The organism is Streptomyces sp. NPDC086554 (genome assembly GCF_040686095.1).
Taxonomy (GTDB): domain Bacteria; phylum Actinomycetota; class Actinomycetes; order Streptomycetales; family Streptomycetaceae; genus Streptomyces.
Genome location: NZ_JBFBJK010000009.1, coordinates 17,049 through 30,070, shown reverse-complemented (window position 1 = coordinate 30,070; position 13,022 = coordinate 17,049). Strand labels below are relative to the sequence as shown.

The window sequence follows — 13,022 nt, the reverse complement described above, 5'->3', positions numbered from 1 at the left end:
TTCCGGGCGCCCTCGTTGGTGGACGATGGACGCTCCAGGGGCCGGCGGACGGTGAGGGCGATGACGCAGAGCAGCATGCCGGTGCGGTGCCCCGTCTGCCGGCGCGAGCATGTGTACGCGCCGCCGGCGTACCCCTGCGGCTGCGGTGCCCCCGTGGTCCCGCCGCTGGCGCGCGGCGCCGCGGTGTCGCCGGTCACGGACCGGACGTGGGCGGACGCGTGGGTCAGCGTGCGGTGCCAGGTGTGCGGGCGCCAAGGGCATTGGCCGCAGCCGGAGTTGGGGTGCGGGTGCGGGGCGGTGCTGCGGATACCGGTGCGTACGCCTCCGACGGCGGCTCCGGCGCACATCCCGCTCCCCCGGACGGCTCCGGCGCCGCGCCCCGCGTTCCAGCCGGTCACCGTCCGTACGGCGCGGGATGTGGTGACGGTGGCCGCGCTGTACCTGCGGTGGCTGGGGTACCGGGACATCCGCGGGGCGGTCGAGCGGGCGCCGTCCGGGGTGCGGGTCGCCGCGGAGGGCGTGATCGCGCTGATAGAGCCTTCGGTACGCCCCGTGTCCCTCCGCGACGTGGAATGCCTCTGGCTCAGCGCAACGGCGGACTCGACCGCCTGCCTCTGCTTCTCGCTGGCCGGCTACGAGGATCCCGCCCACGCCCGCGCGCAGGCGCTGTCGGTCCCCCTGTTCGTCATCGACCTCACGGGAACGCCGCAGCCGGTGAATTCGTCTGCGGACGAGTTGTTGGCGATGGGGGTGTAGTACGCGCAGGGTGATCGGGTGGGTGGGAGGGGGGAATCCGCCGCGACCTCGCACCCGGCGGCACTACGCCCCGTACCGCTCCCTGAGTTCAATCTTCCGCACCTTCCCGGACACCGTCATGGGGAAGTCCTCCAGGATCCGCAGCCCGGCCGGGATCTTGTAGTGCGCCAACTGCCCTTCGCAGTACGCCCGAAGCTCCTCCAGCGTCAGCGGATCCTCCGCGTCCCGGAGGATGACACAGGCGAGCGGAACCTCCCCGTACCGCTCATCGGGGACGCCCACCACCTGGACATCCGCGATCTTCGGGTGGCCGTACAGAAACTCCTCGATCTCCCGCGGGTAGACGTTCTCGCCACCCCGGATGATCATGTCCTTGATGCGCCCGACGATCTGGACATAGCCGTCATCCCGCATGACGGCCAGGTCGCCCGTGTGCATCCAGCGTCCGGAGTCGATGACCTCGGAGGTCCGCTCGGGCTCGTTCCAGTAGCCGAGCATCACGCTGTAGCCCCGCGTACACAGCTCACCGGACGCGCCGCGCGGCAGCGTCACACCGCTCACCGGGTCGATCACCTTGACCTCGATGTGCGGCAGCACCCGCCCCACCGTGCCGGTGCGCCGCTCCAGGTCGTCCGTGCGCCGCGTCTGCGTCGAGACCGGGGACGTCTCCGTCATGCCGTAACAGATGGAGACCTCCTCCATGTGCATCTCGGCGACCACGCGCTTCATCACCTCGACCGGGCAGGGCGAGCCCGCCATGATGCCGGTGCGCAGCGAACTCAGGTCGTACGTCGCGAAGTCGGCGAGGTTCAGCTCCGCGATGAACATCGTCGGCACCCCGTACAGCGAGGTGCAGCGCTCCCGCTCCACGGCGTGCAGCGTGGCGACGGGGTCGAAGGACGGCGCCGGGATGACGATGCAGGCGCCATGGGATGTGGCACCCAGATTCCCCATCACCATCCCGAAACAGTGATAGAAGGGCACGGGCAGGCACACCCGGTCCTGCTCCGTGTAGCCGACCGTACGGCCCACCCAATAGCCGTTGTTGAGGATGTTGTGGTGGGAGAGGGTGGCCCCCTTCGGGAAGCCGGTCGTGCCCGACGTGTACTGAATATTGACGGGATCGTCACAGCTCAACTCAGCTTCACAGGAGGCGAGTTCGACATCCGTCACCGATCCCGCCGCATCGAGCAGCTCGTCCCAGGAGCCGTCCTCGATGTAGTGGACCGACCTCAGCTCGGGACAGCCGGGCCGCACCTGGTCGACCAGCGCGCGGTAGTCGCTCGACTTGTGCGACTGCGAGGCGACCAGGACCGTCACCCCGGCCTGCTTGAGCACGTACTCCAACTCATGTGCGCGATAAGCCGGGTTGATGTTCACCATGATGGCGCCGATCCGCGCGGTGGCGTACTGCACGAGCACCCACTCGGCACAGTTCACCGCCCAGATGCCGACCCGGTCCCCCTTGGCGACCCCGCTCCCCAGGAACCCCCGCGCCAACTGCTCGACGGCGGAACCGAATTCGGCGTAAGTCCACCGCGTGCCCGCCCCCACGTCCACCAGCGCGTCCCGCTCGGGCCAGGCCTCGACGGCCCGGTCGAGGTTGCGCCCGATCGTGTCACCGAGCAGCGGCGTCGCGCTCACACCGTGCGCATACGAGAGCTCGGTCCGCCGGACCTCGCCGGAGACATCTGTCAACACACCCATGAATCACTCCCAGAACCCGGAACGGCGTCAAGTGTGACCCGAGGGCCGATGCCGCGTCGACCCTCGAGCCTCCGCTCCATGCGGGCCGACGTGCCCCGCTCCGGCATGAACTCAGCGCCTGCCGCGCTCCGTCCACTCGTCCAGCGACCCCTCCGCCGTCCTCTCCCGCAGATCGACCCGCCGGATCTTGCCCGAGATCGTCTTCGGCAGCTCCTGCGCGAACTCGATCCTCCGGATGCGCTTGTAGGGAGCAAGGACCGACCGGGTGTACTCGAAGATCGCCTCCGCCGTCTCCTCGCCCGGCGACCAGCCCTTGGCCAGCACGACGTACGCCTTCGGGACCGCGAGCCGCAGCTCGTCCGGCGCGGGCACGACCGCGGCCTCCACCACCGCCTCATGCTCCAGGAGCGCGCTCTCCAACTCGAAGGGCGACACCTTGTAGTCGGAGGACTTGAAGACGTCATCGCTGCGGCCGACGTAAGTCAGGTATCCCTCGGCGTCGAGCGACCCGATGTCACCCGTGCGGTAGTAGCCGTCCGCCATCGCCTCGCCGGTGCGCTCCGCATCCCCGTGGTAGCCGGTCATCAGACCGACCGGCCGCGCCGACAGGTCCAGGGAGATCTCCCCCTCCGCCGCTCCCGGATCGCCGGTGACCGGGTCGAGGAGCGTGACCCGGTAGCCGGGGCTCGGGCGGCCCATGGAACCGGGATTCAGGCGCTGCCCCGGCGAGTTGGCCACCTGGACGGCCGTCTCCGTCTGGCCGAAGCCGTCCCGGATCACCACACCCCAGGCACGGTTCACCGCGTCGATCACCTCGGGGTTCAGCGGCTCACCGGCCGCCACGATCTCCCTCGGCGGCGTGCGCAGTTGACCCAGGTCGGCCTGGATCAGCATCCGCCACACCGTAGGCGGTGCGCAGAAGCTGGTGACGCCCACGCGGTCCATCTCCGCCATCAGGCTGCCCGCGTCGAAGCGCGGGTAGTTGTAGATGAAGACCGTCGCCTCCGCGTTCCACGGGGCGAAGAGGTTCGACCAGGCGTGCTTGGCCCAGCCCGGCGATGAGATGTTCAGGTGTACGTCGCCGGGCTTCAGGCCGATCCAGTACATCGTCGCCAAGTGCCCGACGGGATACGACACATGGGTGTGCTCCACCAGCTTGGGCTGCGAGGTGGTCCCCGAAGTGAAGTAGAGCATCAGCGGGTCATCCGCTGCCGTGGGGCCGTCCGGCTCGAAGTCGTGTGCGGCCGATGCCGTGTCCGCGTACGCCAGCCAGCCCTCGCCCGGGGCGTCCCCGACCACGATCCTTGTGTACGTGCCGGGCACACCGTCGAACTTCTCGACGTCCTCGCCACGGGTGATCACATGCCGCGCCCTGCCCCGCTCGATCCGGTCCCGCAGATCGACCGTTCCGAGCAGCGGTGTCGCCGGGATCATCACGGCGCGCAGCTTCATCGCGGCCAGCGCCGTCTCCCACAGCTCCACCTGGTTGCCGAGCATCACCAGGATCCGGTCACCGGCCGCAACTCCCTGCCCCCGAAGCCAGTTGGCGACCTGGTTCGAGCGGGCCGACAACCCGGCGTAGCTGAACCGCTGTTCGTCCCCGCCCTCTTCGGTGATGTGGAGCGCCGTGCGGTCATTGCCCTCGGCGATCGCGTCGAACCAGTCAAGGGCCCAGTTGAACCGCTCGAAACGGGGCCAGCTGAACCCCTCGTACGCGGCCTCGTAGTCCTCCCGATGCCGTAGCAGGAAGTCCCTCGCAGCCCGGAACTCCTCCGTCACGTTCTTGTCCGTCATCTGTCGCCCAGCCACCTTTCCCACACGCCGGCCCACGGCGGATGCCGCGCCTACATCAGCTGGATCATCCCAGCCGGGCGCGCAGGTCACTGCGTTGTTTGATGCCGAGCTTCCGGTATATCCGGGTCAAGTGCTGCTCGACGGTGCTGACGGTGACGAACAGTTCGGCCGCGGCCTCGCTGTTGGTACGGCCTTCACCTATCAGGGAGGCGACGCGCTGCTCGGCCGCACTCAGATCGGCGAGCCAAGTGCCTGGTGGGTGCGGCCGAAGAGGCCGAGGATCCTGGCCACTTCGACGTGGTCGGGCACCTCCGCCATGACGTGCAGCGCCTCCTCAAGGAGCGCCGGGCGCTGGTCGGGGCTCGTGGCCTCCGCCAGGACCCGCGTGGTCATCGCCCGCGTGCGGCGCTGGAGGGGGCCGAGCAGGGCGAGCTGTTCCGCGGCCAACTCCCGGGCCTCGTCGTAGCGATGGAGGGCGATCAGGGCCTGCGCCCGGTCGGTGCGCCAGGGAATGAAGGAGGGCGAGTCGAGTCCCCAGGCCGACATGCGCTGCCCGCAGGACTCGAAGTCCCGTAACGCCATGTGGGGTTGCTGGTTCGCCAGGTGGTAGTGGCTCCGGGCATGAAGAAAGTACAGGCCCTCCCGTCCGTGGTCCGCCGTGTCCGGTGCCGGCTGGGAGATCAGCCGGCCTGCGCCATCGAGGTCGCCGGATTCGACAAGGACCAGGATGCGCACGGCCAGGGAGATGCCCGACTCCGTCGAACCGTTCAGCTCTGCCCGCCAGGCCACGGCGGTACGGACGTACTCGGCCGCTGCCCCCCCCAGTTCGCCCCGGCCGAGCGCCGCCTCGGCCATGATGGTCGCGAAGAGGACGAGCCACGCGGGTTCGTTGCGGTCGTTGGCGTCCTTGAACAGCACTTCGCCCCAGTCGTACGCCGGGCCGTACTGGTCGGCGTAGATCAGTGCCCGCAGGGTGATGCCCAGCGCCTCGAAGGTGCTCCCGGTCAGGCGGAGTGCCCGTAACCGGTCCTCGGCCGAGCGCACCGCCTCCTGGGCCTGCTCCAGCAGCCTCTGATCGAGCAACCCCTTGATCATCTGGACGACCTGGCCGGACTGCAGCGCCGGTTCGGACGACGAACCGGGGCGTGGTGCGAGATGGCGGGCGACGACCGCGGGGTTGAGGCGCCACTCCGTCCGGGCCAGCATCAGGGTGACATCGGCGTGCTGCTGCTCGGTCGCGGCCTCCCGCTGAGCGAGCCGGACGTACGCGGTGGCCTGGTCGAGCTGGTCCGCCCGTAACTGCTGTTCCGCGGCCTCGATCAGCAGAGGGACCGCCCATGGCTCCTTGGCGCTGTCCGCGGCGAGCAGATGCGTGCCCACGTCGGCGCCGCCGGTTCCCTCCCGGAAGAGCAGCCGGGCGGCCTCGGTGTGGAGGTCCGCATGCCGCTCGGCCGGAAGGCTCTCGAGTGCGGCCGCGCGGGCCTCGCGGTGACGGTAGCCCTGCCCGGCCGTGAGGATGCCGCTGCGGTACAGGATGTGCTCCGCGCGACGGACCAGCGCGCTGTCGAGCCGCAGCAGCCGGTCGATCAGATGCCGGGATTCCGTCGCCTCGAGCACGGACAAGCCCTGTGCCACGTCTGCCGAGATCCGGTCCATGCGCTGGAGCAAGTGAGCACCGCGCGTCGGTAGTTCGGCTGCGTCCTCGGCTCGCAGGGCGTCCGCGCTGCCCAGGCCGTCGGCCAGTAACGCGTTGACGAGCAGTGGGTTTCCGCCGCTGAGTGCGTGGTAGAGCGATGCCAGACGGGCCGCGTCGTCCCCACCCGCCGACTCACGGAGCAGAGCGCCGACCTGGTGGACGGAGAGCGGTTCGAGCACCACCCGCCGGCAGTTCGTCTGGGACGACATCTCCATCTGGAACAGCGGGAAGATGGGCACAGCGCTGGACTGGACGCCGAGCACGAGCAGGACACGCTTGTTGAGTATGCGACGGGCCAGATAGCACAGGAACTGCAGGGAGATCCGGTCCGCGTGGTGCAGGTCGTCCACCGTGATCACCAGCGGGCCCTGCTCGGCGAGCCGCATCATCGGCTGCGGGTTAGGGGGCAGGGAGGGTCACCTCCAGGCCGGTCAGGTTCTCGGCCACCAAGACGCGTCGGACGTCAGGCCGGTCGGAGACCCCAGCTCGTAGAGCCCTTGGGGGACGGCGGAGAAGCCGAACTCCCCGTTCTCGTCGGCCTGTTCCCGCCGTTCGAGGCCCGAGCCGTCCGCCAGGCTGACCACCGTCCCCGGCACGGGCCGGCCGCACGTGTCGAGGACAACCCCGTGGCACGAGAACAGACGGCGCGTCAGCGTGACGTCGGCCAGGAGCGGTTCACTGCCTCCGACGAGCACCGGCCGCAGCCAGTGCTCGAACCCTCGATGGAGCACCATGAGCGTGTAGCCGCCGGGACGCAGCCCCGCGACCTCGAAACCGCCGTCGTCCGACGTCATGGCGGAGCCGGCCATGTTCCCGCTGTCGTCCATGAACACCGCGAGGGCCTCCGGCACCGGCATGTACAGCGAGTCCTCCGTGACCCTCCCCCGCACGGTCGTCACTTCACGCAGCAGCAGAACGGTCTCGTCGGACAGCAGCCGAGCCGTCACATCGAGGTCCGTCGTCCCGGGAAGGTGCCCGGTGGCCCCGCCCAGCAGGACGTACGGCTCGGCCCCGGGCACCGCCAGTTCGCACAGCCCGTCAGCTCGCGCCTCTCCGTGGCCGAGCAGCCGGCCGCCGCGGTCGACGAGCGTCAGGCGCGCCCGGGGTACCGGCGGCCCTCCGTGTTCAGCACCCGCACCATGACGGATCCTGCCGAGCGACACTGCCCGTTCATCGCCTCTCCCTCCCCCACTCCTGATGGCACCCGGCGCTGGTCGGTGAATCCGCCGGGTCTGGATCATGGCGTCGCCTTGAGGTACGGGACGCAGGTCATTCCGGGGCGACACTGTCGAACCGGGCGTTGTCCAGATGGGCAAGCATCTGGTCGAGGTCCTCGGCGACGTCGTGGTCGGGGTCCTGGGCCCAGCGGAGCATGGTGTTCAGAATGACGCCGAAGATCGCACCGCTGATGGCCCGGACCGCCGTGTCGTCCTCCGGGCGTCCCGTGCGCTCGGCGACCAGCGAACTGATCATCCGCATCGTCTGGGTGACGTTCCCCAGGCTGGCGGCCCAGAGTTCGGGCACGGTCACCATGAGCACGTCGCGGTCACGCTGGGCCCCGAACTCCTCGGGCGAGAGCCCTTCGAGGGTCTCCCGGATGGCCAGGCGCAGTGCCTGCAGGACCGGCAGGTCGGCCGACTGGGCGCGCCAGGCCTCGATGAAGAAGGCGTCCTGCTCGTCGGAGGCGACCAGCTCTTCCTTGGTGGGGAAGTAGCGGAAGACCGTGCTCGGTGACACCTCCGCGGCCTCGGCGATCTGCTCCATCGTCGTCGTCTCGTAGCCCTGCTCGCGGAAGAGGCGCAGTGCCTCCTGCTGGATCGCGGCGCGGGTCTTGGCCTTCTTGCGTTCGCGCAGCCCGAGGACCGGACCACCCTCCGCGGGTGTCCGCGACCGATGCTGTTTCGCAACGCCCATTTGCGAGTTCTCCTCTTCCTCTTCCTCGTTGCGGGCGATCGACCGCGGCCCCTGCCAGGCGGTCGACCCGACCTCTTTCAGTTTCCCCGACGTCAGAGTACAGTGCACTCTGATCTGACGGTACACTTTCAAAAGAAAGTTGAATCCTTCTATCCCGGACACCGAGTCGCAGCGGGCCATCGATCTGCTCGGCGAGAGGTTCCCGCAGGCCTCCGCGGACGGTGCCGTCGCCCGGGTGGTGATCGTGGCTCCCGAGGGCCAGAAGGTCACTGCCCCCGACAGGCGCAAGGCCGTCGAGGAAATGGTGGGCAGGCTCGGCGACGCGCCCAAGGTGGCCGGCGCCGCCGACCCCTTCAAGGCGAAGTCGATCTCCCCGGACCAGCGGATGGCGCTCATCCAGGTGGATTACCGCGAGCCACGCAGTGAGCTGACGGAGTCCGACCGGCAGACACTGTTCGACACCGCCGAGCCGGGCGAACAGGCCGGCCTCAAGGTCGAGTTCGGTGGTGACGCGCCCAAGGGCGCACCGGAGGAAGGCGGCAGCGAACTCATCGGCGTGGTCGTCGCGGCCATCGTTCTGGTGATCACCTTCGGTTCGCTCGTCGCCGCCGGGCTGCCGCTGCTGACCGCCATCCTGGGTGTCGGCGTCAGCCTCTGTGCCGTCCAGGCGAGCAGCGCCTTCATCGAACTCAACTCCGATACCCCAGCACTCGCCCTGATGCTGGGTCTTGCGGTGTCCATCGACTACGCGCTGTTCATCAGCTTCCGTTACCGCGAGGAGGTGCTCAGCGGCCGCCCGCCGGAGGAATCCATCGGCCGGGCCGTGTCCACCGCGGGCTCCGCGGTCATCTTCGCCGGTGTCACCGTCATCATCGCCCTCGTCGGCCTCTCGGTCGTGGGCATCCCGATCCTGACGCAGATCGGTGTGGCCGCCGCGCTCACCGTGGCCGTCGCCGTGCTCGTCGCACTGACCCTGCTGCCCGCCCTGCTCGGCTTCGTCGGCCCGCGCGTGCTCGGACGCAAGGCCCGCGCCGAACGGCAGGCCACTGAACAGGCCACGAAGCAGGCCGACTCCGACGTCTCCGGGACATCGCTCGACAAGGGTGCCGGCAGCGACAAGGGTGCCGGGAGCGACAACCGCTCCCCCAAGCCGACCATGGGACTGCGCTGGGTCCAGCTGGTCGCCCGCAAGCCGGTGCTCTTCCTGGTGGCGGCCTCCGCGGCGCTCATCGTCCTCGCCCTGCCCGCCGCCGACATCCGGCTCGGCCTGCCGGACGACGGCGCCGAACCCACCAACACCACTCAACGCAAGGCCTACGATCTCGTGACCGAGGGCTTCGGCCCCGGCCACAACGGCCCGTTGACGATCGTGGTCGACGCCAAGGACGGCGGGAACGCCGACTCCGCCGCGAAGCGGGTGAACTCGAGCATCTCCTCGCTGCCCGACGTCGAGGCCGTCTCCCCGCCGGTGCCCAACAAGGCAGGCGACACCGTCCTGATGATGGTGACCCCGAAGAGCTCCCCGGCAAGCGCCGCCACCGAGGACCTGGTGAGCGACATCCGCGACCGGGCGGCGGACGTGCGCCGCGACACCGACGCCGCGATCGCCGTCACCGGCACGACCGCACTCAACATCGACATCTCCCAACGCATCGCGGACACCCTTCTGCCGTACGTGGCGGTCGTCGTCGGACTCGCCTTCCTGCTGCTCATGGTGATGTTCCGTTCGATCCTGGTGCCGCTGAAGGCGGCGCTGGGCTTCCTGCTCAGCCTCGCCGCCACCTTCGGCGTCATGGTCGCAGTGTTCCAGTGGGGCTGGGCCGTCGACGTCCTCGGCGTCACGGCATCCGGCCTCATCGTCAACCTGCTGCCGGTCATCATCATCGGCCTGGTCTTCGGACTCGCCATGGACTACGAGGTGTTCCTGGTCAGCCGGATGCGGGAGGCGTACGTGCGTGACGGCCGGTCCCGGGAAGCGGTCCTTCTTCTTCGTGGCCCGTACGACGATCCTGGAGGAGGTCGCCAAGTTCCGCGCCGCGCGTCGGATCTGGGCCCGGATCATGAGGGAGGAGTTCGGCGCGCGGAACCCCAAGTCGATGATGCTGCGCTTCCACACCCAGACCGCGGGCGTCCAGCTCACCGCGCAGCAGCCCGAGGTCAACCTGGTCCGGGTGGCGGTCCAAGGCCTGGCGGCCGTCCTGGGCGGCACTCAGTCCCTGCACACCAACTCCTTCGACGAGGCCATCGCCCTGCCCACCGCCACATCCGCCCGCCTGGCGCTGCGCACCCAGCAGGTCCTGGCGTACGAGACGGATGTGACCGCGACCGTCGACCCCTTCGCCGGCTCCTACGCGGTCGAGAGGATGACCGACGACCTGGAGAGCGCGATCACGGAGCTCATGGCCAAGGTCCAGGATGCGGGCGGGGCCGTTGCCGCCATCGAGGGCGGCCTGCAGAAGGACGAGATCGAACGCAACGCCTACCGCATCGCCCAGGAGACCGACGCCGGGGAGAGGGTGGTGGTCGGCGTCAACCGCTTCCGGCTCGATGAGGACGAGCCGTACGAGCCACTGCGCGTCGACCCCGCGATCGAGGCCCAACAGGCCGAACGCCTCGCCAAGTTGCGTGCATGGCGGGTGGGCGAGTATGTGGACACGACCCTCACCGACCTGCGCAAGGCCGCCGAAGGCGAGGACAACGTCCTGTATCCCATGAAGGAGGCCCTGCGCGTGGGCTGCACGGTCGGAGAGGTCTGCGACATCCTGCGTGACGCCTGGGGCATCTACTCACCGACAGTCCTCTGACAGCGGAGTCGACTCGCCCGGGCCATGGTCGACTTATCACACCTCTGCGATGAATTCCGAGCTGTCCGGCCATACCGCTCCACGAGGGCGGCGCGCCCGAACCGTTCGGCACCGGCAACACCCACGCCGACTTCCCGCGCTCCTTCCTCGAACTCGTGGCCTCGATACAGGACGGCGCCACCGATCGCCTGCCGACCGACGCGCACGTCGTACCACTGGAGGCGTCGGCCGACGTGCTGCCGCAGCCGGTGGAGCGGATCAGGGAGACGAGCGCGAACGTGGCGGCGAGCCTGAAGCGCTTCGAGGGACTGCACATCCTCATGTTCTCCTCCCCTCAAATCGACGCCGCCGCCCGCCAATTGTCCGACGCGGGCGTACGCCACGGCGGGGTCAACACCGTCCGATGTGCCACGCCGCCCGGCGCCCGAAAGTCAGCGGCGACCGTCCGCTACCTGGAAATCAGTGGCGGTGACCCCGACGACAGGCCGGGCTCGGTCGCGGAGGGCCGGCTCGGGATCGCCGCCGATCTGGACCCGGACATCCAGAACGCCCGGCACCTCGACCATCCCAACGGCGCCGTCGATCTCGTCGAGGTCGTGCTCTGCGTCGCCGATCAGGAAGTGGACACGTTTCAGGAGCGCTACGAGACGTACCTCGATCGGACGGCACGGCAGGACGGACCAGGACGGGTCATCGACCTGTACGGCGCCGCCCTGACGCTCGTACCTGCCTCCGGACTCGACACGCTCCTGCCGGGCGAGCGGCCCTGCCGCGCTGCCGGCGTTCGTCGGCTACACCGTCGGCGTACGCGACCTCTCCCTGACCCGCAGCCTGCTGCACCGCAACGGACTTCCGCTGCGTGAGACGCCGTCGGGCGGCATCTTCGTGCCGTCCGACGCGGCTCTCGGCGCCGCTGTGGCCTTCCGCCAGGCAGACCCGCTTGCTCTCTGAGGGCTCCCGCAAGGCTCCCTCAAGGCTCCCTGAGGACGAAAGCCCGCTTGTCACAGCACAGCCCCGAAGCGGATGTCACAGGAGGAAGACCCCGCCGCCCCGAGCAGCCCCAGCATCCGCTCCCCCTCCCCCACCAACTCCTCCCGCTCCGACCGGCTCACCCGCCCGAACGGCTCGATGGTCAGCACGGCGGCCCCGCCCTTCGCGTCCTCCTCCAACCGCCACACCCCACCGAGAAACCCGTCGAGCAGGAAGACGCAGTACGCGAAGTTCCCCTTCCAGGTACGCCCCTTGTACTCGGCGGGTACGACCCGGGCCCGGTCCGCGTGCGAGAGCAGAAGGTTGTCGTACTCGGGAAGGAACCGCGGCGGAGCCGGCGTGTCCGCGTCGGGCCGCGGTGCGTCGGGCAGGTCGAAGAGTTCGACCCCGTTCTCGTCACGGAACGTACGCAGCTCGGGCCGGAGCCGCTCGAAGACCTCCCGGAGGCGGGTGAGCCGGGCCCAGGTCTGCATGTCCTTGACGGAGGCGGGCCCGAAGGCCGCGAGATAGCGAAGGACAGTGGCGTCCACCGTGGGACCCGACGCACCGCCCGGCACGGTCCGCCGCTCCCCCGCACCACCGCCCAGCCAGTGCTCGAGCGTGGTGAGCGCGACCTGACCGCTGCGCCGCCACAGCCCGCGCGGAGTGACCTGGACGAGCGGCAGCACGCACCGGGCGGCGACCGCGAGGGACTGCGGATCGGCGTCGGGCCACCGGACGAGCAGTACCTCGCGCAGCTGTTTCATCGTGCGGGGCTCCGCCTCGACGGCCTCGCGGGCGAGCACGGCGAGCTCCTCCAGGTCGACACCGACCAGCCCCCTCCTGAACACCGTCGCCATCTCGCGTTCGAGCGCGGGCTGCATCATCGGCCGCAGGGCGAGGGCGTCTTCCGCGGTGTGCAGATGGATGGTGGAGCGCATGGTGACGATGCGGACCGCCTCCCGCGCCTCCATGAGCGCGGAGAGCTCCAGCGGGTCGAAGTCCTCGAGGCGCGCCGCGAGGGCGTAGTAGGGCGGCTTGACGTTCTGCGCCTGCAGGCCGAGCAGATGAGCCACGGCGTCCTTGACGGAAAGATCGGCCGAGCGGCGCAGAAGGAGCTGCCGCTCGAGCGTGGCCCGATTGAGCGAACGCGCCCCAAGCACCGGGGCGGCACCCCCGGAGGACGCCGCCTTCTTCGAACCCGAACTTGAACTCGCCCTCGTCTTTGTCATGTTCCGCACGCTAGCGGCCCTTGCGGACACCCACGGTCCGCAACTCGGTCACGCCCGACGGCGGGCTGTCGACGGCGCGGGCGCGTCGTCGCCATACCCGTTCCTTTTGAGCCGTATATCCTGCTCCGAGGCCATCTAGACATACGTTCG

The 13,022-nt window shown here is 69.5% G+C and carries 9 protein-coding genes and 2 pseudogenes; 4 read left to right on the top strand and 7 right to left on the bottom strand.

The genetic code is table 11. The features are described 5' to 3' along the window. Positions 1-60 precede the first annotated feature (60 nt). Positions 61-756, top strand: a complete 696-nt coding sequence (locus AB0O76_RS16380; protein WP_365490769.1) for a hypothetical protein — start codon at positions 61-63, stop codon at positions 754-756. 63 nt (positions 757-819) lie between these two features. Here AB0O76_RS16380 and AB0O76_RS16375 read toward each other — a convergent pair whose 3' ends face one another. The 6 genes from AB0O76_RS16375 to AB0O76_RS16350 all read right to left on the bottom strand — a co-directional run bounded on the left by AB0O76_RS16375 (position 820) and on the right by AB0O76_RS16350 (position 7,867). Next, positions 820-2,463, bottom strand: coding sequence for an AMP-binding protein (locus tag AB0O76_RS16375; RefSeq protein ID WP_365490766.1), 1,644 nt, complete (start codon positions 2,461-2,463; stop codon positions 820-822). 111 nt (positions 2,464-2,574) lie between these two features. Then, on the bottom strand, positions 2,575-4,257 hold the full coding sequence (locus AB0O76_RS16370; protein ID WP_365490763.1) for an AMP-binding protein: 1,683 nt from the start codon (positions 4,255-4,257) through the stop codon (positions 2,575-2,577). Between the two features lie 64 nt (positions 4,258-4,321). Continuing rightward, on the bottom strand, positions 4,322-4,459 hold the full coding sequence (locus AB0O76_RS16365) for a helix-turn-helix transcriptional regulator (RefSeq protein WP_365491539.1): 138 nt from the start codon (positions 4,457-4,459) through the stop codon (positions 4,322-4,324). A gap of 29 nt (positions 4,460-4,488) precedes the next feature. Then, positions 4,489-6,342 carry a hypothetical protein gene (locus AB0O76_RS16360; protein ID WP_365490760.1) on the bottom strand — a complete coding sequence of 618 codons (1,854 nt, stop codon included), beginning with the start codon at positions 6,340-6,342 and terminating at the stop codon, positions 4,489-4,491. Positions 6,343-6,384: 42 nt separating this feature from the next. Beyond that, the gene (locus AB0O76_RS16355) at positions 6,385-7,116 is read right to left on the bottom strand and encodes a carboxypeptidase-like regulatory domain-containing protein (RefSeq protein WP_365490757.1); all 732 of its coding nucleotides are present in this window, start codon (positions 7,114-7,116) and stop codon (positions 6,385-6,387) included. Positions 7,117-7,222: 106 nt separating this feature from the next. After that, a complete protein-coding gene (locus AB0O76_RS16350) occupies positions 7,223-7,867 on the bottom strand; it encodes a TetR family transcriptional regulator (RefSeq protein ID WP_365490754.1) in 645 nt (214 codons plus the stop codon). Positions 7,868-8,006: 139 nt separating this feature from the next. On the opposite strand from AB0O76_RS16350, the pseudogene AB0O76_RS16345 reads away from it, so the two are divergent. The 3 genes and pseudogenes from AB0O76_RS16345 to AB0O76_RS16335 all read left to right on the top strand — a co-directional run. Then, positions 8,007-9,788 (top strand): annotated as a pseudogene (locus AB0O76_RS16345) (MMPL family transporter); the annotation flags it as partial. Positions 9,789-9,846: 58 nt separating this feature from the next. Continuing rightward, positions 9,847-10,671: pseudogene (locus AB0O76_RS16340) on the top strand (methylmalonyl-CoA mutase family protein); the annotation flags it as partial. 53 nt (positions 10,672-10,724) lie between these two features. Beyond that, positions 10,725-11,534 carry a VOC family protein gene (locus tag AB0O76_RS16335; protein WP_365491536.1) on the top strand — a complete coding sequence of 270 codons (810 nt, stop codon included), beginning with the start codon at positions 10,725-10,727 and terminating at the stop codon, positions 11,532-11,534. Between the two features lie 138 nt (positions 11,535-11,672). Here the strand turns inward: AB0O76_RS16335 and AB0O76_RS16330 are convergent, their stop codons facing one another. Next, on the bottom strand, positions 11,673-12,872 hold the full coding sequence (locus AB0O76_RS16330; protein ID WP_365490751.1) for a winged helix DNA-binding domain-containing protein: 1,200 nt from the start codon (positions 12,870-12,872) through the stop codon (positions 11,673-11,675). Positions 12,873-13,022 lie beyond the last annotated feature (150 nt).

Coding starts and splice junctions, on each gene's coding strand:
- AB0O76_RS16380 (WP_365490769.1), top strand. CDS start 61: ATGACGCAGAGCAGCATGCCGGTGCGGTGCCCCGTCTGCCGGCGCGAG.
- AB0O76_RS16375 (WP_365490766.1), bottom strand. CDS start 2,463: ATGGGTGTGTTGACAGATGTCTCCGGCGAGGTCCGGCGGACCGAGCTC.
- AB0O76_RS16370 (WP_365490763.1), bottom strand. CDS start 4,257: ATGACGGACAAGAACGTGACGGAGGAGTTCCGGGCTGCGAGGGACTTC.
- AB0O76_RS16360 (WP_365490760.1), bottom strand. CDS start 6,342: ATGATGCGGCTCGCCGAGCAGGGCCCGCTGGTGATCACGGTGGACGAC.
- AB0O76_RS16350 (WP_365490754.1), bottom strand. CDS start 7,867: ATGGGCGTTGCGAAACAGCATCGGTCGCGGACACCCGCGGAGGGTGGT.
- AB0O76_RS16330 (WP_365490751.1), bottom strand. CDS start 12,872: ATGACAAAGACGAGGGCGAGTTCAAGTTCGGGTTCGAAGAAGGCGGCG.